The 23,416-nt window shown below is 64.3% G+C and carries 22 protein-coding genes; 16 read left to right on the top strand and 6 right to left on the bottom strand.

Annotation, left to right across the window (positions count from 1 at the left end; all coding sequences use genetic code 11):
- Positions 1-66: 66 nt before the first annotated feature.
- Genes GE073_RS17415 through GE073_RS17390 form a run of 6 tightly spaced genes read left to right on the top strand, consistent with a single transcriptional unit; the run spans position 67 to position 7,460 of the window.
- Positions 67-1,914, top strand: a complete 1,848-nt coding sequence (locus tag GE073_RS17415; RefSeq protein WP_153783967.1) for an IucA/IucC family protein — start codon at positions 67-69, stop codon at positions 1,912-1,914.
- Complete coding sequence (locus GE073_RS17410) at positions 1,911-3,929, top strand: IucA/IucC family protein (RefSeq protein ID WP_153783966.1); 2,019 nt, start codon at positions 1,911-1,913, stop codon at positions 3,927-3,929. The genes GE073_RS17415 and GE073_RS17410 overlap by 4 nt, the downstream gene beginning before the upstream one ends.
- A complete protein-coding gene (locus GE073_RS17405; RefSeq protein WP_153783965.1) occupies positions 3,913-5,307 on the top strand; it encodes an AMP-binding protein in 1,395 nt (464 codons plus the stop codon). Before GE073_RS17410 ends, GE073_RS17405 begins: the two co-directional genes overlap by 17 nt.
- Positions 5,304-5,582 (top strand): phosphopantetheine-binding protein, encoded by a 279-nt coding sequence (locus tag GE073_RS17400; protein ID WP_228551607.1) that lies wholly within the window; start codon positions 5,304-5,306, stop codon positions 5,580-5,582. The genes GE073_RS17405 and GE073_RS17400 overlap by 4 nt, the downstream gene beginning before the upstream one ends.
- A gap of 1 nt (position 5,583) precedes the next feature.
- Complete coding sequence (locus GE073_RS17395) at positions 5,584-6,591, top strand: DUF6005 family protein (protein ID WP_153783964.1); 1,008 nt, start codon at positions 5,584-5,586, stop codon at positions 6,589-6,591.
- Positions 6,588-7,460: a sugar phosphate isomerase/epimerase family protein gene (locus tag GE073_RS17390; RefSeq protein WP_153783963.1), complete on the top strand. Its 873-nt coding sequence runs from the start codon at positions 6,588-6,590 to the stop codon at positions 7,458-7,460. Before GE073_RS17395 ends, GE073_RS17390 begins: the two co-directional genes overlap by 4 nt.
- A 69-nt stretch (positions 7,461-7,529) precedes the next feature.
- Here GE073_RS17390 and GE073_RS17385 read toward each other — a convergent pair whose 3' ends face one another.
- The 3 genes from GE073_RS17385 to GE073_RS17375 all read right to left on the bottom strand — a co-directional run bounded on the left by GE073_RS17385 (position 7,530) and on the right by GE073_RS17375 (position 9,143).
- The gene (locus tag GE073_RS17385; protein WP_028597582.1) at positions 7,530-7,805 is read right to left on the bottom strand and encodes a hypothetical protein; all 276 of its coding nucleotides are present in this window, start codon (positions 7,803-7,805) and stop codon (positions 7,530-7,532) included.
- A 15-nt stretch (positions 7,806-7,820) separates the two neighbouring features.
- The gene (locus GE073_RS17380; protein ID WP_219623309.1) at positions 7,821-8,123 is read right to left on the bottom strand and encodes a hypothetical protein; all 303 of its coding nucleotides are present in this window, start codon (positions 8,121-8,123) and stop codon (positions 7,821-7,823) included.
- Between the two features lie 123 nt (positions 8,124-8,246).
- Positions 8,247-9,143, bottom strand: a complete 897-nt coding sequence (locus GE073_RS17375) for a helix-turn-helix domain-containing protein (RefSeq protein WP_153783962.1) — start codon at positions 9,141-9,143, stop codon at positions 8,247-8,249.
- Positions 9,144-9,281: 138 nt separating this feature from the next.
- Between GE073_RS17375 and GE073_RS17370 the strand changes: the two genes are divergently transcribed.
- From GE073_RS17370 to GE073_RS17335, 8 genes are all read left to right on the top strand, one after another.
- Positions 9,282-10,055, top strand: a complete 774-nt coding sequence (locus GE073_RS17370) for a sugar phosphate isomerase/epimerase family protein (RefSeq protein WP_101807899.1) — start codon at positions 9,282-9,284, stop codon at positions 10,053-10,055.
- A gap of 54 nt (positions 10,056-10,109) precedes the next feature.
- Positions 10,110-11,129, top strand: coding sequence for a Gfo/Idh/MocA family protein (locus GE073_RS17365; RefSeq protein WP_153783961.1), 1,020 nt, complete (start codon positions 10,110-10,112; stop codon positions 11,127-11,129).
- A 113-nt stretch (positions 11,130-11,242) separates the two neighbouring features.
- Positions 11,243-12,559 (top strand): helix-turn-helix domain-containing protein, encoded by a 1,317-nt coding sequence (locus tag GE073_RS17360; RefSeq protein ID WP_153783960.1) that lies wholly within the window; start codon positions 11,243-11,245, stop codon positions 12,557-12,559.
- A 164-nt stretch (positions 12,560-12,723) separates the two neighbouring features.
- On the top strand, positions 12,724-13,740 hold the full coding sequence (locus tag GE073_RS17355; RefSeq protein WP_153783959.1) for an NAD-dependent epimerase/dehydratase family protein: 1,017 nt from the start codon (positions 12,724-12,726) through the stop codon (positions 13,738-13,740).
- Positions 13,740-14,822 (top strand): dihydrodipicolinate synthase family protein, encoded by a 1,083-nt coding sequence (locus GE073_RS17350; protein WP_153783958.1) that lies wholly within the window; start codon positions 13,740-13,742, stop codon positions 14,820-14,822. The genes GE073_RS17355 and GE073_RS17350 overlap by 1 nt, the downstream gene beginning before the upstream one ends.
- 5 nt (positions 14,823-14,827) lie before the next feature.
- Positions 14,828-15,511, top strand: coding sequence for an L-serine ammonia-lyase, iron-sulfur-dependent subunit beta (gene sdaAB, locus GE073_RS17345; protein WP_153783957.1), 684 nt, complete (start codon positions 14,828-14,830; stop codon positions 15,509-15,511).
- Positions 15,508-16,392 (top strand): L-serine ammonia-lyase, iron-sulfur-dependent, subunit alpha, encoded by an 885-nt coding sequence (gene sdaAA / locus GE073_RS17340; RefSeq protein ID WP_153783956.1) that lies wholly within the window; start codon positions 15,508-15,510, stop codon positions 16,390-16,392. Before sdaAB ends, sdaAA begins: the two co-directional genes overlap by 4 nt.
- Positions 16,389-17,570, top strand: coding sequence for a M20 metallopeptidase family protein (locus GE073_RS17335; RefSeq protein ID WP_153783955.1), 1,182 nt, complete (start codon positions 16,389-16,391; stop codon positions 17,568-17,570). The genes sdaAA and GE073_RS17335 overlap by 4 nt, the downstream gene beginning before the upstream one ends.
- A gap of 324 nt (positions 17,571-17,894) precedes the next feature.
- Here GE073_RS17335 and GE073_RS17330 read toward each other — a convergent pair whose 3' ends face one another.
- From GE073_RS17330 to garR, 3 genes are read right to left on the bottom strand one after another with little or no spacing between them, the layout of a single operon-like run.
- Positions 17,895-19,331, bottom strand: coding sequence for a four-carbon acid sugar kinase family protein (locus GE073_RS17330; RefSeq protein ID WP_153783954.1), 1,437 nt, complete (start codon positions 19,329-19,331; stop codon positions 17,895-17,897).
- 35 nt (positions 19,332-19,366) lie between these two features.
- Positions 19,367-20,713: a GntP family permease gene (locus GE073_RS17325; RefSeq protein ID WP_153783953.1), complete on the bottom strand. Its 1,347-nt coding sequence runs from the start codon at positions 20,711-20,713 to the stop codon at positions 19,367-19,369.
- Positions 20,714-20,746: 33 nt separating this feature from the next.
- Positions 20,747-21,640: a 2-hydroxy-3-oxopropionate reductase gene (gene garR / locus GE073_RS17320; RefSeq protein ID WP_153783952.1), complete on the bottom strand. Its 894-nt coding sequence runs from the start codon at positions 21,638-21,640 to the stop codon at positions 20,747-20,749.
- A 196-nt stretch (positions 21,641-21,836) separates the two neighbouring features.
- Here garR and GE073_RS17315 point away from each other — a divergent pair, with 196 nt between their 5' ends.
- Together GE073_RS17315 and sigK are read left to right on the top strand one after the other, a co-directional pair.
- Complete coding sequence (locus GE073_RS17315; RefSeq protein WP_153783951.1) at positions 21,837-22,454, top strand: GntR family transcriptional regulator; 618 nt, start codon at positions 21,837-21,839, stop codon at positions 22,452-22,454.
- Between the two features lie 206 nt (positions 22,455-22,660).
- Positions 22,661-23,359: an RNA polymerase sporulation sigma factor SigK gene (gene sigK / locus GE073_RS17310; RefSeq protein ID WP_153783950.1), complete on the top strand. Its 699-nt coding sequence runs from the start codon at positions 22,661-22,663 to the stop codon at positions 23,357-23,359.
- The last annotated feature ends 57 nt before the right edge of the window (positions 23,360-23,416 follow it).

Raw genomic sequence — 23,416 nt, 5'->3', positions numbered from 1 at the left:
TTCCTGATCCTGGCAAGCCGCCCGACCAAAGCGGATGCCTGAATAAGTTGAACAAGGGGGTCTATTATGAACGAGGCCAAATCGGTCGCGGAGCGGACAGCTCTGCAGGCGATGGTCAACTGTTATGCCCGCGAGGCGGGAGCGGACGCCGAGCTGCGGCTGCCGCAGGAAACGCCGGCCGGCGCGCAGCCGGGCCGGGCCGGCATGCTGGAGCTGCAGCTGAGCGCGCAAGGCATCGTGCTGTGGGTCGGGCTGGACTACCATTCGCCGACCGGCCGGCATGCGGCCAGCGGCAAGGCCTGGTACCGGCCGGAGCTCGGCGGCGCGCTGGCGGAGGCCGACTACATCACGGCGTCGGCGCTGCTCGTGCAGGAGCTGGCGCTGACGAGGCCGGGCCTCGCGCGACGCGACGAGCTGCTGCTGCGCATCATCCAGAGCTGCCGCAACGTGGAGGAGATCGTCGCCGCCGCGCTCGCCCGGCCGGAGCCGGAGTCCGGCGGGAACGACTTCCTGTCCGCCGAGCAGTCGCTCGTCTTCGGCCACGGCTTCCATCCGACGCCGAAAAGCCGCCAAGGCATGAGCGGCGCGGAAGCGGGCGTCTACTGTCCCGAGCTCGGCGGGCGCTTCCGGCTGCATTATTTTCAGGCGCATCGGTCGATCGTCAAGGAGCGGTCGGCTGCCGGCAGCCCGGCCTCGGAGCTGCTGCGCGGCGAGCTGCTGGCCGATCCCGAGGCCGCGCCGGAGCTCAAGAAGCGCTGCGCCGAAGCCGGCTGGACGATGCTGCCGGTGCATCCGCTGCAGGCGCGCTGGCTGCTGGAGCAGCCGCGCACGCAGGACTGGCTGGAGCGCGGGCTGCTGCGGAGCCTGGGGCCGGGGGGCAGAGAGTATTTTCCGACCTCCTCCGTCCGCACGGTGTATCATCCGGATGCCGCCTACATGCTGAAGTTCTCGCTGCGGGTGAAGCTGACCAACTCGCTGCGGGTGATGAAGATCAACGAGCTGGAAAGCGGCATCGAGATTCGGCGGCTGCTCGATACGCGCATCGGCGAGGCTTGCCGGGCGTACCCCGGCTTCGCGGTCATGACGGATCCGGCCTACGCGACGCTCGGGGAGGAAGAGGGGCCGGCGAGCGGCTTCGAGGTCGTGCTGCGGGACAATCCGTTCCGCAGCGGCGGCTCCTGCCGCGCCGTCACGCTCGCCGCGCTCGCCCAGGAGGCGCTGCCGGGCCGGCGCTCGCCGCTCGGCCGCCTGATCGGCCGGCTCGCCGAGCGGACGGGCCTCGCCGAGGCCGAGGCGTCGAGGCGCTGGTTCCGCCGCTATCTCGAGCTGTCGCTGCGGCCGCTCGTCCGGCTGCATCTCGCGTACGGCATCGCGCTCGAAGCCCATATGCAGAACAGCCTCGTCGAGCTGGACGGCGACGGCTGGCCGGTGCGGTACTGGTTCCGCGACAACCAGGGCTATTATTTCAGCCGCTCCATGCTCGGCGCGCTCGAGCGCGAGCTGCCGGGCATCGGCAGCAAGAGCGGCGACGTGTACGCCGACGAGGTGACGGACGAGCATCTGATCTACTATTTGATGGTCAACCATCTGTTCGGCCTCGTCGGCGCGTTCGGCGTCGAGGGCTTGGCGAAGGAGGAGGAGCTGCTGATGGACATCCGGCGGGAGCTGGAAGCGTTCCGTCCGCTGGACCGGGAGGGCTCGCGCTTCCTCGAGCGGCTGCTGCAGGCGGAGGAGCTGCCGTGCAAAGGCAATCTGCTGACGCGGCTCCATGACATGGACGAGCTGGAGCTGCCGCTGGAGCGGCAGTCGGTCTATGTGCCGATCCCCAATCCGCTGCTCGCCGCGGCAGGGCTCGGACGAAGGAGCGGCGGGCGCCGGGCGCTCGCCGAAGCGATGGGAGGAGGAGCTTCATGAGGCCGGACAGGCGGGAGGAAAGAACGCGGCAGGACGAGCTCGTGCGGAAGAACGAACGATCGACGCAGGACGAGCCGTCCGGGCAGGGCGAGCTCGTGCAGAAGGACGAACGATCGACGCAGGACGAGCCGATGCCGCAGGACGAGCTCGTGCAGCGGGCGCTGCGCTCCGCCGCTTACGACGAGGTCGGCGAGCGGATGCGCCGCCAGCTGGTCGAGTCGATGCTGTTCGAGCGGCTCGTGCCGTTCGAGGAGCTGGAGGCGGCAGGACATGCGGAAGGAGAAGGCGCGGCAGGACGCGGGCGGCTAAGGTTCGCGCTGCGGGCAGCGGACCGGGACGGCGCCCCCGTCCGCTATGAAGCGGAGGGGCGGCGGACGGCGACGTTCGGCCGCATCCGGCTGGACGGGCCGGTACGCCGCAGATCGGCCGGCGGCACGGCGGAGGGAACGCCGCTCGGCATGATGATGGCGGAGCTGCTGCGCGGCACGGAGGTCGAGCCGGACAGCCTCGCCGCGTTCATCCGCGAGCTGGAGGAGACGCGCCTCAAGGACGCTGTCTATCGCTGCCTGCATCCTTCGCCGGTCGCCGAGCTCCGCGAGCTGCCGTACGGCGAGCTGGAGACGGCGCTCGGCGAGGGCCATCCTTATCATCCCTCGTACAAGTCGCGGGTCGGCTTCGACTACGCCGACAACTTCCGCTACGGGCCGGAATACCGCCCGCAGCTGCGGCTGCTGTGGGCGGCGGTGCGGGACGACGGCTGGCTGCATCTTGCCTGCGCGCCGGAGCGGACGCTGGAGAGCCTCGCCCGCGAGGAGCTGGGGGACGAGACGCTGGAGGCGTTCCGCTCCAAGCTGCGCGGGCTCGGGCATGATCCGGACGCCTACGCGCTGCTGCCGGTCCATCCTTGGCAATGGCGGCGTCAGATCGCGCGGGCGCTGGCGGACTGCATCCGCGAGGGCACGGTCGTGCTGCTGGGCGAGGGCGGGGACCTCTATGCGCCGCAGCAGTCGATCCGCACGATGACGAACCGGTCCCGGCCCGAAAGGCCGTACGTCAAGCTGGCGATGAGCCTCGTCAACACGTCGGCCTCGCGCTATCTCAGTCCGCACTCGGTGGCGAGCGCGCCGCAGACGTCGCGCTGGCTGAGCGGCATGATCGGGCGGGACGCCTATCTGCGCGACGAGGCGAGGCTCGTGCTGCTGGAGGAATTCGCCGGCGTCGTCTACGATCCGCCGCCGGCGGACGAGAGCGTCGAGCCGGACATCTACGGCGTGCTCGCCTGCCTCTGGCGCGAGTCGCTGGAGCCGAAGCTGGAGGAGGGCGAGCAGGCCGCGCCGTTCAACGCTTTGTTCGCGGAGGATGCGCGCGGCACGTTCGTCGGCCCCTGGCTGGAGCGCTACGGCGCCGAGCGCTGGGTGCGCCGGCTGCTGGAGGTGTCGCTGCTGCCGGCCGCGCATCTGCTCGTCGTCCATGGCGTCGCGCTGGAATCGCACGGCCAGAACATGGCGCTGCTGCATCGCGGCGGCTGGCCGGAGCGAGCCGCGCTCAAGGACGTGCACGAAGGCTTCTACTACCATCCGCCGCTGCTGGCCGAGCCGCAGGCGGTTCCAGACTACCGCTCGATCCACGAGAACTTCCGCCTCGCCGCGCCGAACGCGCTGTTCGAGCAGGACGATCCGGCGGCTGTGCGCGATACGCTGCTGGACGCGCTGCTGCTGTTCAACCTCGGCGAGCTGAGCTGGATGCTGGAGCGCCGCCACGGCTTCGCGGAGGAGGCGTTCTGGGAGCTGGCGGCAGAGCTGCTGGACGCGCATTTCGAGCGCTTCCCGCAGCCTGCGGAGCGGATGGAGGCGTTCAGCCTGTTCCGTCCGCTCTGCCAGGTCGAGGCGCTGACCAAGGGCCGCCTGTTCCCCGATCCGACGGTGACCTACTGCCACGAGGCTCCGAACCCGCTGCTGGCCGCCCGCAGCCGAATTCAGGAAAGGAAGGCGATGCTCCATGTCCAGCCGATTTGAATCGCATTGGTCCGGCTTCCGCCGGCTGCCGCATCTCGCGCGGCCGTCGGGGAGGCTGTACGCGCTATGCCTCGAAAGCCGCGAGGAAACGGCCGCGCTCGCGCTCTATTTGCGGGAGGAAGGCGGGTCCGCGCTGCTGCTGAGCGAGGACATGCCGCTGGACGCGGCGTTCGAGACCTCGCTCGAGAGCGGCTGCTGCGGCCTCGTCTACGGCCGCGCGGAGCAGTTCCTGGCCGGTCCGCAGCCGCAGGAGCGGACGCCCTGGGAGCCGTCGCTGCTCCAGCACTCGTCCGGCACGACCGGCCGCTCCAAGCTGCTGCGGCGGACATGGGCCGAGATCGCCGAGGAGACGGCCGACTACAACCGGGCGCTCGAGCAGGCCGGCGCCGGAGCGGACAGCGGCCTGACGACGGTCGTGCTCGCGCCGGTATCGCATTCGTTCGGGCTGCTGTGCGGCGTCGTCGCCACGCTGGCGCGGGGAGCCGAGCCGGTGCTTGCTCCGGCCCGCAATCCGAAGGCGATGCTGGCCGCGCTGCGCGAGCATCCGCGCCATCTCGCCTACGGCGTGCCGCTGCTGTTCCATCTGATTTCGTCGCTCGCGGGAGAGGGCATGCGCTTCCACCGGCTGCTCTCCTCCGGCGCGCCGATGACGGAGCCGCTGTTCGAGCGGCTGCAAGCCCAGGCGGATACGCTGATGCAGCAGTACGGCTGCACCGAGCTCGGCTGCGTCTCGCTGTCGGCCCGCATGGCCGGCGTGCAGGACATCGGGACCGAGCTCGGCCGCTTCGAGGCGCGGGCGGGCGGCGGCCCGGACGAGCCGGCGGAGCTGACGCTGCGCCGCCGGGGGCCGCTTGCCGCGAGCTCCAGCGAATACGGGCGCGGGGTCGGCGCATCCTGGCGGCCGCTGTCTGCGGCGGAGAAGAGAAGCGGCGAGCGTCGTCCGGACGGGATCGTGCTTCCGGATCCGGGAGGACGCCTCCCGGAGCGCGGAGCTGCCGCCGCGCAAGCGGAGTTCCGCACCGGCGATCTGGCCTACCGCGCCGAAGACGGCGGGCTGCGGCTCGTCGCCCGCGTCGACGACGTCATCAACATCGGCGGACGCAAGGTGTATCCGGCCGCGGTCGAGCGGGCGCTGCTGCAGGTGGCCGGCGTGCGCGAGGCGGTCGTCTACGGCAGCCGCCATCCGGTCATGGGCGAGCGCGTGAGCGCGCGCGTCGTCGCCGACGGCAGCGTCGGCGACGAGGCGATCCGCGAGGCTTGCCGCAGGCTTTTGCCCGCCTACCAGGTGCCGGCCGCGATCGCGCTCGTCTCCAGCCTGCCCGCTCTGCCCTCGGGCAAGATCAGCCGCGCGCGACTGCGCCGGGAGGAGGAATCATGATGCCGAGAGAAGCGAGAAGGAGCGGGCTGCGCGGCCTGATGGAGCAGGACCTCGGCCTCGGACAGCTGCCGGAGCGGCTGGACGACGAGCTGCGGCTCGCCGAGGATCTGGGGCTCGACTCCATCCTCGTCATGCAGCTGATCGTCTGGATCGAGGTGCGGCTCGGGCTGGCGGTGCCGGATGCGGAGGTCGATCCGCGCGTTTTCGCGACGGTCGAATCGGTGCTGGACTTCATGGGGGAGCTGCGCCCGCTCGCAGCGGAAGGGAAGGGTTGACATGAGCATCAAGATCCATTGCCTGATGAGCTGCCTGTGCGAGATCGTGAAAAGGCGCGGAGAGGCCGACCACCGGCCGTTTTATTTCGGCGTGTGGGATGCGGAGTTCGACGTGACGGACGACGGCCGCCTCGCCTATCATTCCGAAAGGCTGTCGCATCAGCGGCGCTTCGACGACTACGAGCGGCTGTTCGGCCTGCGCGCGCAGCGCTGGCATGACCCCGGCCTCTCGCCGGAGCGCAACGTGGAGCGGCTGCTGGAGCTGATGGAGGAGCAGCCGGAGCATCGCTACCTGCTCGTCATGCTCGACATGAGCCGGCTGCCGGACCGCGAGACGAAGGCGAGCATGAGCCCGTTTCCTCATTATCTGATGGTGTCGAAGACGGATCGCGACGATACGTGGTTCGTGTTCGACCCGGACTTCCGCTGGGAGGGCGAGGCCAAAAAGGACGACGTCGTGGCGGCCATCCTGGCGATGGGCGAGGACGGGGCCGGCTACTCGATCGATGCGCAGGCCGTGGGCGCGCCGAGCCTGGAGCTCGTGGACGCGTACTTCCGCGAGACGTTCCGGCCGGAGCGCAACGAGCTGACGGAGCAGGTGCGCGCCATCGTGGCGAGAGCGGCCGGAGCCGGCACGCCGGAGGCGCTCGCCCATCTGCTGCCGGCGCTGAAGCAGCTGAAGGTGCTCGCGATCCGCAAGTACGGCTACGAATACGCCTTGATGTATTTTCAGGATACGCTCGGCTACTCGCGCGACCGCTTCCTGAAGTGGGCGAACCAGATCGAGGACCTGTGCCAGACGTACTCGACCGCCCACTACTTGTCCGTGAAGATCGCCATGACCGGCAAAAAAGCGCTCGTCGAGACGCTGCTCGAAAGCCTCGACGAAGCCGACGCGATCGAACGCGGCATCAAGGAGGAGATCTGGCTTCAGTACGACGGCTGGCGGCAGGCGACGCTCGGCGAGCCGGCCCCGCCGCTGCGGGGGCAGGCGGAGGTGCCGGCATGAAAACGGCGCTGTGCACGATCTCGTTCCGCCACCAGCTCGTCTCGTTCCGCGAGCTGGCGGAGCTGGCTGCCGGGCTCGGCTATGACGGCATCGAGCTGTGGGGCGCCCACGCCGCCCAGCTCCATGAGCTGAACCGCCGGCAGGCGGAGGAGGATCTCGCGCGGCTGCGCGCGCACGGCCTCGGCATCTCGATGGTGAGCCACTACGTCGACATCTCGCCGGAGGCCGACTTCGCCGCGAGCCGCGACAGCTGCCAGCGGCTGATCGAGCGCGCCCTTTGGTGCGGGGCTCCGCGGCTGCGCATCTTCGCCGGCAGCCGCGGCAGCGCCGAGCTGGACGGCGGCGAGCGCCGCGTCGTCATCGAGCAGGCCTGCGAGCTCGGGGCGCTCTGCCGCGAGGCGGGCGTGCAGCTGCTGCTGGAGACGCATCCGGCGACGCTGCTCGACACGCCGGCGATGGCGGCGGAGATGATGCGGCTGGCCGATGCGCTGCGGCCGGGAGCGGCGCTGCTCAACTTCGACGCCCTCCATCTGTGGGAGGCTGGAGGCGAGCCGTCCGCCTGCTGGCGGGAGCTGAAGCCGTGGATCGGCTACCTGCATCTCAAGAACATCGACCGGCTGGAGCATGTCGGCGTATTCCGGCCGGACATCGTTTATGCGGCCGGCGGCAGCCGCGAGGGCATGGTCGCGCTCGGCGACGGCGCGATCGACTACGAGCCGCTGCTGGAGCTCGCCGCGGGCGAGCCGGAGCTGTACGGCTCGGTCGAATGGTTCGGCGGCGACCCCGCCGGCATGCTCGCCCGCGAGAGCGTCTGGCTGCGCGGCCGAATCGCGCGGGCGCAAGCGGCGGCCGCAGGCGCTCTGCGCTGAGGCTTTCTTTAGGGTGAAAAAAAGCTGCTCCGCCAAGTCCGTCGACTTGGCAGGGCAGCTTTTTTGCGGCTAGCTTCCGCTCGCTACGATCAGTGCGCTCAGCATGGAAATGGCGAGTCCGACGCCGATCAGGATCAGGAAAAGCAACAGGTAGGCGCGGCTCAGGTTGCGCTTGTTGACGTTGGCGTTCTCGCCGAACGCCCATACGAAGAGCAGGATGAGGCCGACGATCGGAATCGCCAGGAGCAGCTGGGTGACGAACCAGTTGCCGGTCGTCATGACCGAGCTGGGGCCGCCCCCGTGATACGGATCGCGAGCCGAACCGGAATAAGGCTGTGCGTTCATGTCGAAATTCCTCCTTTAGACCGGCATTTCGCTCAACGCGCTGATCATGACAGCGCCGAAGATCGCGAATAGGACGAGGTAGAATGCAATGCCGATGAGCGCCCAGAGCAGATAGGCGCGCGAGAAATGCTTGCGGTTGAGATTGGCGCTGTCGCCGAACGCCCAGACGAACAGCATGACGATGTTCACGATCGGAATCATCAGGATGACGAGCGTGATCAGCCAGGATTTGACGCTGACGGGCTCGTCGCTGCGATAAGGCGCGTAAGGATTCGGGCCGGACGGGCTTCCGTCAAGCGGTTGGATGGTCGTTTCCATCGGTGGACTCTCCCCTTGTCTATAATCGAACCCAAAGATTATCGGCAGGAAGATATGGGAAGTTGAGTGTTTTTTGTAAAAAGGATGGAATTTCGAGACTCGACGTGTTCGTGCCGTGATCGGTCATTCCGGCCCGGTTTCTCCGCCCGAGCCGCCCGGGTTGCCGGAGCCAACCGGGCCGCCCGAGCTGGCCGAGCCGTCCGAGCCAACCGAGCCGCTCGAGCCTCGCTCGTGGTGAAGCGAACGGTACTCCAGCGGCGAAAGCCCGAAATGCGTCCGGAAGACGCGGTGGAAATAAGAATAGCTGGCGAAGCCGCATGCTTTCGCGATCCGCTCGAGCTTCAGCTCGCCGTATTTGATCTGCTCGACGGCTGCCTGCAGCCGGATCTCGATGGCGTACTGGATCATCGTCTTGCCGAACTGCTCCTTGAACAGCCTCACCGCTCGGGAGAGGCTCAGTCCGGCATGCCGCGCGGCTTCCTCGAGCTTGAAGGTGGAGAAGGCCTGCTCCTCGATGAACCGCTTGATCTTGAGCGCCGCCGTTCCCGGCGTCCCGCTCGGCGCGCTTTCGGCGATCGCCCGGTCGATATACAGGCAGAGGCTGCGCAGGAGCGCGTCCTTCAGCTCCGCATCCTCGTCGAGGGCATGGCGGCGCTTCTCCAGCAGAAGGCTGCGCCAGAGCGTGATGAGCTGCTCGTCGGCTCCGACGCGGCTGACCGTCGGGCGCTCTTTGCGGCTCCACCAGGCGTCGATCCAGGGACCATGGCAGAACAGATAATAATCGCCGCTCGACAGCCGTCCCTTCCTGGCCGGCTCGCTTACGCTCAGATGATAGTCGTCGCCGGGCCGCAGCAGGAGCAGGTCTCCTCCCGCAAGCCTGTAGGAGGCGCCGCCCGAGGCGACCTCGCAGGTGCCTTCGGCCTGCAGGCGAAATAGGTAATGCTGCAGGCCGCTCCTCACATCATGGAGAAACGGCTTGTAATGGCTGGAATAATCGCAGATCAGCAGGGAAGTTTCCACCGGGAACGGCCTCCGTCTTCAGATTTCCAAGCAAATCGTTCATGTTTTGCCGGAATTGTATATGTTCATTCTAGAGGGGGATCGCCTAGAATGAAACCTGAGCCTAAAAATCCTTTCCGCAGAGGAGATTGACTACCAATGACCAAGATCAGCATCGGCCTGCAGCTGTTTACGCTGCGCGAGGAGACCGCATCCGACTTCAAGGGCACGCTGCGCAAAGCGGCGGCGCTCGGCTATCAAGGCGTCGAGTTCGCAGGATACGGAGACCTCTCCGCCGAAGAAATGAAAGCGACGCTGGACGAGCTGGGGCTGAAGGGCTTCAGCAGCCACGTCTCGCTGCACGCGCTGCGCCAGAACCTGCAGAAGGAGATCGACTATCTGAAGACGATCGGCGCGACCTACATGATCTGCCCTTATCTGATGGAGGAGGACCGGCCGCAGACGGGCGAGGGCTGGACCGCTCTGTTCGCCGAGCTGCAGGCGATCGGCGCCGAGGCGGCCAAGCAGGGACTGGTCTTCGGCTATCACAACCATGACTTCGAGTTTCACGGTCAGGTCGGCGAGGAGAATGCGTTCGACGCCATGTTCCAAGCGACGGCGCCGGAAGCGGTCCAGGTCGAGATGGACGTCTGCTGGGTGCAGTTCGCCGGACGGGATCCGGTGGCGTACATCGGCAAGTATGCCGGCCGGCTGCCGCTCCTTCATCTCAAGGACTTCGCCCTCGACGAGCAGGGCGGCATGAAGACGCTGGAGCTCGGACAAGGCGGCGTGGACCTGCCGGCCGTCATCGAGGCGGCCGAGGCAGCGGGCGTGCAGTGGCTGATCGTGGAGCAGGACCATTGCCAAAATCCGCCGCTCGAGAGCGTAGCGAACAGCTACGCCTGGGTGCAGCGCCATTATTTGACCGTTTGAACGCTTGATTCCAATTTCGATTTCGATTCCAATTCCGAAGGGAGAACCGATCCGATGAGCAAAATCAAAATCGCGGTCTTCGGCTGCGGCGCGATCGCCCAGCGCAGACATATTCCCGAGTATGCCGAGAGCGAGCTGGCGGAGCTGGTCGCCTTTGCCGATCCGATCCTGGAGCGGGCGCAGGCGATGGCGGACCAATACGGCGGCAAGGCTTACGCCAGTTATGAGGAGCTGCTCGCGAGCGAGGACGTCGATGCCGTGAGCGTGTGCACGCCGAACCATCTGCATGCCTCGATGGCGATATCTGCCGCGAACGCGGGCAAGCATGTGCTGGTAGAAAAGCCGATGGCTGCCACGGCAGAGGAAGGCGAGCAGATGATCGAGGCGGCGCGCAGGAACGGCGTTTTCCTCATGATCGGCCACAATCAGCGGCTGATGCCTCCGCATGTCAAGGCCAAGGAGATCCTCGACTCCGGCGAGCTCGGCCGCGTGCTGACGTTCCGCACGTCGTTCGGCCATCCCGGTCCCGAGGGCTGGAGCGTCGACGGCGCGGGCAGCTGGTTTTTCCGCAAGGACGAGGCCGTCATGGGCGCGATGGGCGACCTCGGCGTGCACAAGTCGGACTTCATCCGCTATCTGCTGAACGATGAGGTGGCGGAGGTCGCCGGCTTCATCGGCACGGTGGACAAGAAGGATACGGACGTGGACGACAACGCCGCCTGCCTGCTGCGCATGAAAAGCGGCGCGATCGGCACGCTGGTCGCGAGCTGGACGCAGTACAAGGGCGGGGACAACAGCACGGTGCTCTGGTGCGAGCGCGGCGTCATGAAGATCGGCACGGTCGACGGCGACGAGGTCATCGTCGAGCCGACCGAGGGCCTCACCCAGACGTACAAGGTCGGCGCCATGGCGACCAACGAGAAGCAAGTGCCGAGCGGCGTCATCGACGCGTTCCTGGAATCCGTCTCGACCGGCACGCCGCCGGCGATCTCGGGCGAGGAAGGCTTGAAGTCGCTGAAGGTCATCCTCGCGGCGTTCGAGTCCCAGCGGACCGGGCAGTTCGTCAAGCTGTAGCGACGGGGCCGGACGGCAGCAGCGGGCAGCGGGGCGGGGAAAACAACGGTGGCAGGCGATCGTGATCTATGCGAGAATGGACCCAACTCCTGCGAAGAAAGAGGTTCATGACCATGCAGATCAAAGTCGGCCTGATCGGCCCGGGGGCGATCGTCGAGCGCATGCTCCGGGTCATCCAGTCGTTTCCATCGTTCCAGCCCGCGGCGCGCGCGGCCGATACGGAGGAGGAGGCGATCGAGGCCGCGCTTGAGCTCGGCCGGTCGGCGGAGGCGCTCGTGCTGTCCGGCGCCCCCTCGCACCGGGCGCTGAAGCTGAGCAAGGAGCTGCAAGTTCCGGCCTATTTCGTTCCGCTCAACGGATCGGGGCTGTACAAGACGATCTTCGCTGCGCATCGCGCCGGCAGGCTGGCGGGAGGCATCGCGGTCGACTCGCTGACCGAGGCGATGGCCGCGCGGACGCTTGCCGACCTCGGCCTGGAAGACGTGAAGCTGACCGTATACGACGGTCCCGCCTATGCCTCCGCGGACAAGCTTGTCGCTTTTCACCGCGAGCTGGCCGAGGCCGGCCGCTGCGGCGTCTCGTTCACGGGCGTCTGGCAGGTGGCGGAGCAGCTCGGGCGGCTTTCCCTGCCTTGCGAGCTGATCGTTCCGTCCGACCAGGACATCATCGTGACGCTGGAGAGGGCGCTGCTCTCGACGGAATCCCGGCGCAGCAAGGAATCGCAGATCGTCGTCGGCATGCTCAGCGTCGACCGCTTCGAGCAGATGGCGAGAATCCGCTCCAGCGAGCATGAGCTGCAGAAGCTCAAGCTCGACATCCATCGGATGGCTCTGCAGTACGTGGAGCTGCTGGACGGCTACTTGACGCCGGTCGGCAGCGACGAGTACTTGTTCTTTACGACGAGAGGCATCTTCGAGAAGGAGACGGGAGGCTACAAGACGATCCCGCTCTCCAAGGACGTGTACCAGTCGTTCGGCCTGTCGCTCAGCGTCGGCATCGGCTTCGGCACGACGGCGGGCGAGGCCGGCACCCATGCGCGGAGCGCGCTTCGCAAGGCCAAGGAAGCCGGAGGCAACGCCTGCTACATCGTCCGGGAGGACGAGACGCTCATCGGGCCGCTGGAGATGGCCGATCCGGTGCAGGCCATCCTTGCTCCGACCGACGCCTCGCTCATCCGGCAGGCAGAGGAGGCCGGCATGACGAGCGCCTACCTGAGCAAGCTGCTCTACCATATGGCTCGCCACCACAAATACGAGTACAAGGTGCAGGAGCTCGCCGAGCTGCTCGGCATCACCGTGCGCAGCGCGCATCGCCTGCTCGGCCAGTGGATCGACGGCGGCCTGGTCGACGTCGCCGCCTACGAGAAGGTGCCGCGCGGCAGGCCGCGGCAGATTTACCGCTTCACGTTTCTCGCCGGCAAGTCGCTTTGACCCTTGCCTTCTGCAGAGGCGCTTCTTGTAGCCGCTCCGTCCCGTTCAAGCGGGTCGCGGAGCGGTTTTTTTCGTTTAATTAAAGACGAATTTATGTCCTGTCTTTAATTAAGCGGCCGACGTATGCTGGAAGCGAAGCACAGCGACGAAGGGAGCGGAAGAAGATGAATACCGTGGAGCAACTGGAATGCAAGCTGGCCGAGCCGACGGAAGCGCTGGTCAAGGAGCTGCAAGCGATCGACGGCGATATCGCGCTGCTGGGCGTAGGCGGCAAGATGGGACCGAGCCTGGCGAGGCTCGCCATGAACGCGATCCGCGAAGGCGGACTGAACAAGCGGGTGTACGGCATCTCGCGCTTCTCGAACGCGCAGGCGCGCTCGGAGCTGGAGGAGGCGGGCGTCGAGACGATTTCCTGCGAGCTGCTGGACGACGAGGCGCTGCGCGCCTTGCCGGACGCGGCGAACGTCATCTATATGGCGGGCAACAAGTTCGGCACGAAAGGCCGCGAGCATTTCACCTGGGCGATGAACGCGTACCTGCCGGGCCGCGTGGCGGAAAAGTACAAGCATTCGCGCATCGTCGTCTTCTCCTCCGGCAACATCTATCCGTTCCTGCCGGTGTCCGGCGGCGGAGCAGGCGAGGACGTCGCGCCGGAGCCGATCGGGGAGTATGCCCAGTCGACGCTGGGGCGCGAGCGCATCTTTGAGTACCATTCGCATAAAAACGGCACGCCGATGGCCATGTACCGCCTGAACTACGCCATCGACATGCGGTACGGCGTCCTGCACGAGCTCGCCCGGGCGGTGAGCGAGGAGCGCGAGATCGACCTGACGATGGGCTTCGCCAACGTCATCTGGCAGGGCGACGCGAACGCGATGGCGCTGCGCTGCCTCGGGCATTGCAGCAGCCCGCCCGCCGTCATCAACATCACCGGTCCGGAAACGCTGTCGATCCGCTGGGCCGCGGGCGAATTCGCCAAGAGGCTCGGCAAGGAGGCGCTCTTCACGGGGAAGGAAGCGGATACCGCCCTGCTGAACAACGCCGCCAAGTCGCATGGGCTGTTCGGCTATCCGACCGTCACGCTGCGGCAGATGATCGACTGGACGGCGGAATGGGTGCAAAGCGGCGGCCCGTCGTGGAACAAGCCGACGCATTTCCAGCAGCGGAAGGGGGACTTCTGATGGCGGCTAAACAAGCAGGCGCGACGCTCTCGCCGGAGCTGCTGGACGCGCTCAGGGACGGATTGGCGATCCCGGCGCATCCGCTAGCCCTGGACGAGAGCCGCCGGCTCGACGAAGCGAGCCAGCGGGCGCTGAGCCGATACTACATCGCTTCCGGCGCAGGCGGCATCGCCGTCGGCGTGCACTCGACCCAGTTCGAGATCCGCGATCCCGAGCACAGCCTGCTCGAGACCGTCCTGAGGATGGCGGCGGAGGAGGTCGAGCGGGCGAGGCTGGACCGTCCCTTCCTGATGGTGGCCGGCGTCTGCGGTCCGACGGAACAGGCGCTGCGGGAGGCGGAGCTGGCGCGGAGCCTCGGCTACGGCGCCGCGCTGCTCAGCATGGGCGGACTGGCCGGCTGGAGCGAGCGGGAGCTGCTGGAGCGCACGCGCCAGGTGGCCGAGCGCATGCCGGTCATCGGCTTCTACCTGCAGTCCTCCGTCGGCGGGAGGCGCTTGAGCTATGCGTTCTGGCGCGAGTTCGCGGACATCCCCAACGTCGTGGCGATCAAGATGGCGCCGTTCAACCGCTACCAGACGCTCGACGTCGTCCGCGCCGTCTGCTCCTCTCCGCGGCGGGACGAAATCGCGCTCTACACGGGCAACGACGACAACATCGTCGCGGATCTGCTCACGACGTTCCGGTTCACCATCGACGGCGAGATCGTGGAGAAGACGATCGTCGGCGGCCTGCTCGGCCACTGGGCCGTCTGGACCCGGAACGCGGTGGAGCTGCTGGAGGAGATCAAGCGCGTCCGCAAGGGAGCCTCGATCTCCAGGGAGTGGCTGACCTGGGCCGCTCAAGTGACGGACGCCAACGCGGCCTTCTTCGACCCGGCCCACGGCTTCGAGGGATGCATTCCCGGCATCCACGAGGTGCTTCGCCGCCAAGGGCTGATGAAGGGGATCTGGTGCCTCAATCCGCAGGAGACGCTCTCTCCGGGACAGCGGGAGGAGATCGACCGCGTGTATGCCCAGTATCCGCATCTGAACGACGACGCCTTCGTGGCCGCGCACCTCTCCGACTGGCTGGACGAGGCGTGAGCGCCGTGCGGTTCAAGGATGTGTTCTCGATCATCGGTCCGGCCATGATCGGGCCTTCGAGCTCGCATACGGCCGGCGCCGCCCGCATCGGACGGGCCGCGCGCCAGGCGCTCGGCGAACCCCCGCTGGAGGCGGACATCGCGCTGTATGGCTCTTTTGCCGACACCTATCGGGGCCACGGCACGGACAAGGCGCTCGTGGCCGGCCTGCTCGGCCATGCCCCCGACGATGAGCGGCTGCGCGATGCGCTCGCACACGCGGAGCTGGCCGGCCTGCAGGTGTCGATCCGCACAGGGCGGGAGCTGGAGCCGCATCCCAATACGGCGAGCATCGCGCTGCGCGGACGCGCGTCCAGCGTCACCGTCAAGGGACGCTCCATCGGCGGCGGCAGCATCGAGCTGATCGCCGTGGACCGGTTCGACGTCCGATTCGCGGCTGCGCAGCCGACGCTGCTCATTTTCCATGAGGACCGGCCGGGGACGGTCGCCCGGATCGCCGCCATTCTGGACCGGGCGCAGGGCAATATCGTCTCCATGACCGTCGGCCGGCAATCGCGCCAAGGAGCGGCGCTGACCGTCATGGAATGCGATCAGGCCGTTCCGGAGGAAGCGGTCGCGGAGATCGGCCGCGTCGCGGGCGTCAGCCGGGTGCGAACCATCGACCTGTCGGCGGAGGAGGCGGACACATGAGGATGTCGAGCTTGGCGGAGCTGGTCGCGCTGTGCCGGGAGGAAGGGCTGACGATCGGGGAGCTCATGCTGCTGGAGCAGGCCCGCGAGTCGGGCGAGCCGCCGGAGCGGATCCGGCAGCAGATGGCCGATTACTACGGCATCATGAAGGAAGCGGTGCGCAAAGGACTGGATGCCCGCGTCCGCTCCGCCAGCGGCTTGACCGGCGGGGATGCGGCGCGCGTGAAAGCCTATGCCGAAGGCGAGCCGTCGCTCGGGGGCGGCGCGGCCGACGCGATGGCCTACGCGCTCGCCGTGTCGGAGGTCAACGCGTCGATGGGCCGGATCGTCGCGACGCCGACAGCCGGCTCCTGCGGCGTCATTCCGGGCGTATTCGTCCATTCGCAGGAGCGCTTCGGCTGGGAGGACGACAAGCTGGTGTCGGGCTTGTTCGCGGCCGGAGCGATCGGCTACATCATCGCCAACCGATCGTTCGTCTCGGGGGCGGAGGGCGGCTGCCAGGCGGAGATCGGCTCGGCGATCGGCATGGCCGCGGGCGCGCTCGCAGAGTTGCGCGGCGGCACGCCCGAGCAGGCGGTGCATGCCGTCGGTCTCGCGCTTAAAAACTCGCTCGGCCTGATCTGCGACCCGGTCGCCGGGCTCGTCGAAATCCCCTGCATCGTGCGCAACGGATTCGGCGCGGTCACGGCGCTGGCGGCGGCCGATATGGCGCTGGCGGGCGTCATCAGCGCGATCCCGACGGACGAGGTCGTCGGCGTCATGCTGGAGGTCGGCTCGGCGATGCCGTCCGAGCACCGCGAGACGGCGCGCGGCGGGCTCGCGCAGACGCCGACCGGCCGCCGGATCATGGAGGAGCTGTATGGAAAGGAGGAGCCGACATGAGCCTGCTGAAGCAAGCGGAGGAGATCGGACCGCGCTGGATCGAGTTCCGGCGGGAGCTGCACCGGCATCCGGAGCTGAGCCTGCAGGAGAGCGGCACGGCGGCGAGAATCGCGCGGGAGCTGGACCGCCTCGGCATCCCGTACCGCTCCGGCGTCGGCGGGCATGGCATCGTCGCCGAGCTGGCCGGAAGCGGGTCCGGCAAGACGATCGCCCTGCGCGCCGACATGGATGCGCTGCCGATCGAGGAGCGCACCGGGCTTCCGTTCGCCTCGGAGCATGCGGGCATCATGCATGCCTGCGGCCATGACGCCCATGCCGCGATGCTGCTCGGCGCGGCCGAGCTGCTGCGCGGGGAAGCGCTGGACGGCACCGTCCGGCTGCTGTTCCAGCCAGCGGAGGAGATCAACGCGGGAGCGAAGGCGATGCTGGAGGAGGGAGCCTTGGACGGAGTCGAGGAGATCTACGGCTTGCACAACCTGCCGACGCTGGCGGCAGGCCGGGCTGCTACCCGTCCCGGTCCGATGATGGGCTCTGTCGACCGGATCGAGCTTGAGGTGAAAGGCAAGGGAGCGCATGGCGCGCTGCCGGAGCAGGGCGTCGATCCGATCGTCTGCGCCGCGGCCATCGTGCAGGCGCTGCAGACGATCGTCAGCCGTGAGCTGTCTCCGTTCGCGAGCGCGGTCGTCACGATCGGCAGCATCCACGGCGGCGAGGCGAACAACGTCATTCCGGACAGATGCCGCCTGACGGGGACCGTGCGCGCGTTCGATCCGGACGTGCGGGAAAGGCTGCGGGCCGCGATCGGCCGCGTGGCGGAAGGCATTGCCGCGAGCCATCGCTGCCAGGTCCGCCTGGCGTACATCGGCCAGGTGCCGGTGCTGGCCAACGACGTCCGCGCCGCTTCGCTGGCCGAGCGGGCGATCGACGGCATTCTCGGAGCGGAGCGCCGCGACGAGGCGGAGCCGGTGCTGGCGGGAGAAGACTTTTCCCTGTACCTGGGCGCCGTTCCGGGCTGCTTCTTCTGGATCGGCTCCGGTCCCGAGCGGGATGCGGAACGCGCGTACGGGCTGCATCACCCTCGCTACGAGCTGAACGAAGCCTGCATTCCCGTCGGCATCGCGCTGCTCGCAGGCATCGCAAGGGAGAGCCTGAAGGCGCCGCCGCTGGAAGGCTTCTGAGGCGAAATCTGCTGGACGATCCGCTGCGGCGGCGGCAAGGCCGGAGTCTCGGCGACGGGGCAGCGGCGGCGTCCGGCTCGGCGCGCCGAATGTCTAATTTTGCGGCTCGATGGCGGAGTACAGGCATTTCTGGGCGGCCTCGTTCAGCGGCAATTCATGGCGCCCCTGCAAGCCGCGCAAACGCGGCGGAGAAGCCAACTACATAGCCTAAAAATAAAAACAGACCCTCCTGAAAAAATGGATGCGCTATACAGCCATTTCATAGGGAGGGCTTATTGTGGTTGAGCAGGGCATGACGCCTGGCAGTAAAAGCTGCGCCAACTCTCAGCGAGCCAGCAGCTCTACCGTATCCTTCAGCGTGGAAGCCGATCCGACATTGCCCGGAAAAATCACGTAATAAAGTCCGGGGAATTTGCTTTCGTCTCCCGTAATCCAGACCGGAACGCCTGGCTGGATCTGCCCGGCGACAGTGGCGCGCTGCACGCGCAGTCCCTTGGTCCCGATATCGCTGGACGTAATGCCGCCTTTGGCAATGATATACTGCGGCCGCACGTTCAGCCGCTGCACGATGCTGGTGACGGCATCCGATATTTTGACCGACTGCTGCAATTCTTCCTCCTGCTTTCCTTCCCCAAGGTCCAGACGCTCGCGGCGCGTATAGACGGTGACGGTTCTGCCAGCTGCAATAGCGGCTTCAGTCTCGGCGATTACACGGTCAACCTCAGCTTGGAAAGCTTCCGGCTGTGTGACCAGATGCACATCAAACTCGATAAAGGTTACAAAGCCGCAGGTCTTCAACTGTTCAAGCTGCTCGGTTGTTTTCTTCACATGCGAGCCGACAAGGATCAGTCCGCCGGTACCCGGCTGTCCGCCAACAACCTCTTCCTTCGTCAGGAGCGGTCTGTCGCTGACGCCGCCAATTACCTTAGTGAAGGCTGCGGCCGTCCGGAACATAAAGGTTTTGCCGCGTTTCATTGCTCGTACGAGTGCAATGGAGAAAATTTTCACATCTATATCGTCGACGGCATTAACGACAACCTTGTTGAAGCCGCTAACCTTCATGAGCTGTTCCTCGATCGCTTCAATCTGAAGCGCGCGCAGGCTGTCCAGGGAAATAGAAGTCGTATCGGCTGCCGAGTAGGCGCCGCCGGATTTCTCTTCGACCCATCTGCCCAGATCGGATTCGGCATAGCCGAATGTACGATCTCGCGCGAACTCGGTCTCGCCTGCGGGAACCAGCTCCTCGCCGTATTGGACGTAGTGGATGTTGTTGATCGTATAGCGTCCGCCCGCTTTGAAGAAGGGGAGAATAACTTCGCCATCGAACGGAACGCCGGAAGCCGCTTCCGTTGCCTTGCGCAGCGTCTCGGTCTCCAGCGGATAATGTCCGCGAAGAGTGGAGTCGCCGCGGCTGACGATCAGATAAGGCTTGCCGCCAAGCTCCTTGGACGCTTCTGCCGCGTGTCGCGCGATGTCGCGATGAACCGCCTCGGTCTCGCTGGCGATCAGGCCGCGAGAGTTGGTCAGGATAAAGAACATCGATCCTTCCTCGCGGAAGCCCTTCAGCATCGTCTCCGGGGACCAGTCGGTGTATACGGATATGCCGTGCACCGTCTGCACGCCGGTCGGATCATCGTCCAGCACAATGATTTTCCGGCCGAAGCTTTCCAGCTCCGCTTCAAGCCATTCATTCACTTGCCTGCTGTCCACAGCAGGCAAGCGGTCAAATACGTCTCTCGCCAATCGGTTTCCAATATGCATAGGTTTCACACCTTTATCTTTATCGTCAATAGAGCTTACAGTCCCGGCAGAATGCCGCTGAACAGGCTAAGGACATAGACGGAAGCCAGCGCGGTTAGACCCGCGATGAAGCCGCCAAGCGTCCATACTTTAAGCGTCTGCGTCACCGTCAGCTTGCCGAAGCGGTTCACGACCCAGAAGCCGGAGTCATTCGGCAGCGACAAGCCGATGCCGCCCGCACAGATAGCCAGGCCAAGCAATATTGGCGAGACGCCAAGGTCGACAATGAGCGGACCCATGATGCTGGAGGTTGTCACGAGCGCTACGGTTGAAGAACCAAGCGAAGCGCGCAGTATTTGCGAGAATATAAAGGCCAGCAACAAAACAGGGATGCTCCAGCTCTGCATGGTTGTAATCAGGTAGTCGCCGATGCCGCTGTGGTTAATCACTGCGCCGAATGCGCCGCCGGCCCCTGTAATGAGCACGATCATGCCGGCAGTAGAGATCGATTCGGAATAAAGAGAGTTGTAATTATCCGAAATGTACGGGCGCAGCACAATAATGGCTGCAAGTACGCTAATCAACAAGGCAATGTTTTTATCGCCTACGAAACCGAAGAAGGTAGCTAGGCCTGTTCCGGGGAACAGCATTTTGGATATTGTATTCATAAGAATCAGCGCAATTGGCAGAATCAGCATGCCGAATGAAAGGCCTGTGCTAATTTCATTGCGGTTCGATGCCGCTTCTTCAGGCGCGGCGCTATCGTCTACGGTGACAGTCGATTGTACGCGTTTCCCGATGTATTTGCCGTAAAGAAAGCCGCCTACAAGCGTAGCCGGAATCGCGACAATAATTCCGTACAGGATAAACAAGCCAAGGTCTGAACCCGTATTCTCGGCTACGACCATTGGACCAGGCGTAGGCGCTATCATGTTATGGGAGGTAATCAGTCCGATGCCCAGAGCAGTTACGAAAGTTACCATTGAAATGCCTGTGCGTGTAGCCAGGCTCTTCACCAAGCCGCTAAGAATAACGAAGGCAGCATCGAAAAAGACCGGAATGGATACGACCGTGCCTGTGAGAGCAAGCCCGGCAGGCGATTTCTTAATGCCGAAGAGCTTGAGCAGGGAACCGGCGATTTTCTCGACAGCGCCGGATGCGCCAAGGAATGAGCCGAATATGACGCCCAGTCCAATGAGAATACCGACCCCGGTCAGCGTATTGCCGAAGCCGGAGGTGACAACGCCTGGCACTTCCTTGAGCGGGATGCCGATGGCAATCGCCGTTCCGAAGGCAGTAACGGTCAAAGCAAGGAAAGGCTCAACCTTCCATTTGATAATCAGCAGAAACAGAAAAGCTAATGCAATAACGAATGCCATAATGAGCATAGGTCCGGTTAACATAGGGCTTCCACCTTTTTGTCGTAGTGTTGTGGATTAATTTGTCGTCTTGCCGACTTCAATCCCTGCCAGCTTCTCGTAATACTGAACGATGCCGCCATGGTCATGCGCCTGCTTGCCTTCATCGCGAAGCGTCTCGAAGATATGGCGCACATGGGCTGTCAGCGGAAGCGGCATCTCGTATGCATCAGCCGTCTCCATGACATTCGTCAGATCCTTGAGGTTAATATCGACGCGGCCGCCTGCCTTGAAATTCCGCTCCAGAATCATCGGAACCTTCGCATCCAGCACCGTGCTGCCTGCCAATCCGCCGCGGATAGCCTGGTAGAGCTTCTCGATGTCGATGCCTGCTTTCGCAGCGAGCACTAGCGCCTCGGACATGGCTGCAATGTTAACGTTTACAATAATTTGGTTAGCCAGCTTCGCAGTAGAGCCGCTGCCGCTCGGGCCAACGAGGATGACATCCTTGCCCATGCAGGAGAGTACAGGCTGTACGCGCTGGAAGGCTGCTTCATCGCCGCCGGCCATTATGGACAAGGTGCCGTCAATCGCTTTCGGTTCGCCGCCGCTGACCGGTGCGTCCAGCATGGCAATGCCTTTCTCTGCAAGTGCGATAGCAACTTCCTTTGCCACAACAGGCGATATAGAGCTCATATCGACGACTACTGTGCCTGCTTTGGCGCCATGGATTACACCGTCTTCTCCGAGAAGGACGCTCTTCACGATGGCGTTATTAGGAAGCATCGTAATGATGACATCGCTTACATTAGCGACAGCTTTAGGGGAATCGCCCTGTGCTGCGCCTGCCTGCACCACTTCGGCTACAGCTTCCGTGTTCAGATCATAGACCGTAAGGCTGTATCCTTGTTTGATCAAATTTTTGGCCATTGGTTTACCCATAATGCCAAGTCCAACGAAACCAATTTTCATGTGGGAACCTCCTGTAGCGTTAGATGATTTCGAGAGTCATTGTACACAAATATTTTAAAAATGTATACAAAAAATTCGAAATGGATACAAAATCAATATTGGAAACGGCTTTCAAAGGACATTCGATAGCTCTATAATTTAGAGATAGTCTGTACCGGAATCGCGATTTTTATGTGGGGCAAAGGAAGGTTGATGAATGAGCAAGCAAGCGTTTCAAGCTGCATATGTGCATTGTTACGAATTAATTAGAGATAAAATATTGAACGGTGAATTGCCGGGTGGAACAAAGCTGGTAGAGGAGCGTCTTGCGGAGGAGTTTGGCGTAAGCCGGACTCCTGTCAGAGAGTCGATTCGCAAGCTGGAGCAAGAAGGATTGATCCAGAAGAAACGCGTTGTGCAGCCGTCAGTCGAGGATTTGCGGCATATTTTTGAGGTTCGGATGCTGTTGGAGGGCTTCTCGGCGCGCTGCGCGGCCTCTTATATGGATGAGGCGACACAGGAGAAGGTGCAGGAGTGCATCACGATTGCCCGCGAAGGTACGGTTGAGGTGACCATGGAAGCGAATAAGCAATTCCATGATCTGATCGTCCAAGCGAGCCGAAATCCGGAGATTGTCCGAATTATCGACCGGATGCAGTCGATCATTTATCTGTTCCGAAGAGCGGTCGTCTATTACAAGCGTCCGTTCCTGATCGACGAGCATCAGCATATTCTGGATGCGATTCGCGCCCATGACGCGGCGGCTGCGGAACGGCTCATGAAGGAGCATCTGCAAGCGGATCTGGACTTTTATTTGCATTTGGGCAAGCATTAGGCATGACTATAGAAGCCTCCGAGCGTCTCGGGGCTTTTTTCATTGGGCGGTGCAGCAGCAAAGGTCATTGCCCAAATTAAGAAGCTCGATCATAAAGCCGTACATGCACAGATAGGCCCTAGCCCACATACAATGTACAACTGACGAAGCTTCGCGCTAGGGCTTAAGAATAAGCCTAAGCAATTCAGCTTGGGGGTGTACGGAGCATGGGATTATTTGCGGCAATCGCCCTGTTCATCAAGCAGCTCAGCCTGCTTGTGTCCTATGTCAAAAACAATGCGTTTCCGCAGCCGTTGCAGGAGGAGGATGAGCTCCGCCATCTGAAGCTGATGGCCGAGGGCAACCAGCAGTCGCGCAATCTGCTCATCGAGCACAATCTGAGGCTCGTCGCGCACATCGTAAAAAAATTCGACAATACAGGCGAGGACGCGGAGGACCTCATCTCGATCGGCACGATCGGACTCATCAAGGCGATCGAAAGCTTCCAGACCGGCAAGGGCACGAAGCTGGCGACCTTCGCCGCCCGCTGCATCGAGAACGAGATCCTCATGCACTTGAGGTCGCTCAAAAAGACGCGCAAGGATGTCTCCCTGCATGATCCGATCGGCACAGACAAGGAAGGCAACGAGATCACGCTGATCGACATCCTCGGCTCGGAGCATGACGACGTCGTGGAGAAGGTGCAGCTGAAGATCGAGAAGTCGAAGATCTACAAAAACCTCGACATTCTCGACGAGCGGGAAAAGGAAGTGGTGATCGCCCGCTTCGGGCTGGAGCAAGGCGGAGAGGAGCGCACGCAGCGCGAGATCGCCAAGGAGCTCGGCATCAGCCGCAGCTATGTGTCGCGGATCGAGAAACGGGCGCTCATGAAGCTGTATCATGAGTTTTACAAGGCGAAGAAATAAAGGCCGGCTCGCATGGCCGGATCAAAAAGGCCGCTCTCCTGCTTTAAGCGCGGAGGG

It is taken from the genome of Paenibacillus sp. B01, assembly GCF_009649995.1.
Taxonomy (GTDB): Bacteria; Bacillota; Bacilli; order Paenibacillales; family Paenibacillaceae; genus Paenibacillus_O; species Paenibacillus_O pasadenensis.
This window is presented reverse-complemented; position numbering and strand designations above follow the sequence as displayed.

Coding starts and splice junctions, on each gene's coding strand:
- GE073_RS17315 (WP_153783951.1), top strand. CDS start 21,837: ATGAGCAAGCAAGCGTTTCAAGCTGCATATGTGCATTGTTACGAATTA.
- GE073_RS17330 (WP_153783954.1), bottom strand. CDS start 19,331: ATGCATATTGGAAACCGATTGGCGAGAGACGTATTTGACCGCTTGCCT.
- GE073_RS17325 (WP_153783953.1), bottom strand. CDS start 20,713: ATGTTAACCGGACCTATGCTCATTATGGCATTCGTTATTGCATTAGCT.
- GE073_RS17350 (WP_153783958.1), top strand. CDS start 13,740: ATGGCGGCTAAACAAGCAGGCGCGACGCTCTCGCCGGAGCTGCTGGAC.
- GE073_RS17360 (WP_153783960.1), top strand. CDS start 11,243: ATGCAGATCAAAGTCGGCCTGATCGGCCCGGGGGCGATCGTCGAGCGC.
- GE073_RS17390 (WP_153783963.1), top strand. CDS start 6,588: ATGAAAACGGCGCTGTGCACGATCTCGTTCCGCCACCAGCTCGTCTCG.
- GE073_RS17355 (WP_153783959.1), top strand. CDS start 12,724: ATGAATACCGTGGAGCAACTGGAATGCAAGCTGGCCGAGCCGACGGAA.
- garR (WP_153783952.1), bottom strand. CDS start 21,640: ATGAAAATTGGTTTCGTTGGACTTGGCATTATGGGTAAACCAATGGCC.
- GE073_RS17415 (WP_153783967.1), top strand. CDS start 67: ATGAACGAGGCCAAATCGGTCGCGGAGCGGACAGCTCTGCAGGCGATG.
- GE073_RS17380 (WP_219623309.1), bottom strand. CDS start 8,123: ATGGAAACGACCATCCAACCGCTTGACGGAAGCCCGTCCGGCCCGAAT.
- GE073_RS17405 (WP_153783965.1), top strand. CDS start 3,913: ATGTCCAGCCGATTTGAATCGCATTGGTCCGGCTTCCGCCGGCTGCCG.
- GE073_RS17370 (WP_101807899.1), top strand. CDS start 9,282: ATGACCAAGATCAGCATCGGCCTGCAGCTGTTTACGCTGCGCGAGGAG.
- GE073_RS17400 (WP_228551607.1), top strand. CDS start 5,304: ATGATGCCGAGAGAAGCGAGAAGGAGCGGGCTGCGCGGCCTGATGGAG.
- GE073_RS17365 (WP_153783961.1), top strand. CDS start 10,110: ATGAGCAAAATCAAAATCGCGGTCTTCGGCTGCGGCGCGATCGCCCAG.
- GE073_RS17385 (WP_028597582.1), bottom strand. CDS start 7,805: ATGAACGCACAGCCTTATTCCGGTTCGGCTCGCGATCCGTATCACGGG.
- GE073_RS17395 (WP_153783964.1), top strand. CDS start 5,584: ATGAGCATCAAGATCCATTGCCTGATGAGCTGCCTGTGCGAGATCGTG.
- GE073_RS17410 (WP_153783966.1), top strand. CDS start 1,911: ATGAGGCCGGACAGGCGGGAGGAAAGAACGCGGCAGGACGAGCTCGTG.
- GE073_RS17335 (WP_153783955.1), top strand. CDS start 16,389: ATGAGCCTGCTGAAGCAAGCGGAGGAGATCGGACCGCGCTGGATCGAG.
- sigK (WP_153783950.1), top strand. CDS start 22,661: ATGGGATTATTTGCGGCAATCGCCCTGTTCATCAAGCAGCTCAGCCTG.
- sdaAA (WP_153783956.1), top strand. CDS start 15,508: ATGAGGATGTCGAGCTTGGCGGAGCTGGTCGCGCTGTGCCGGGAGGAA.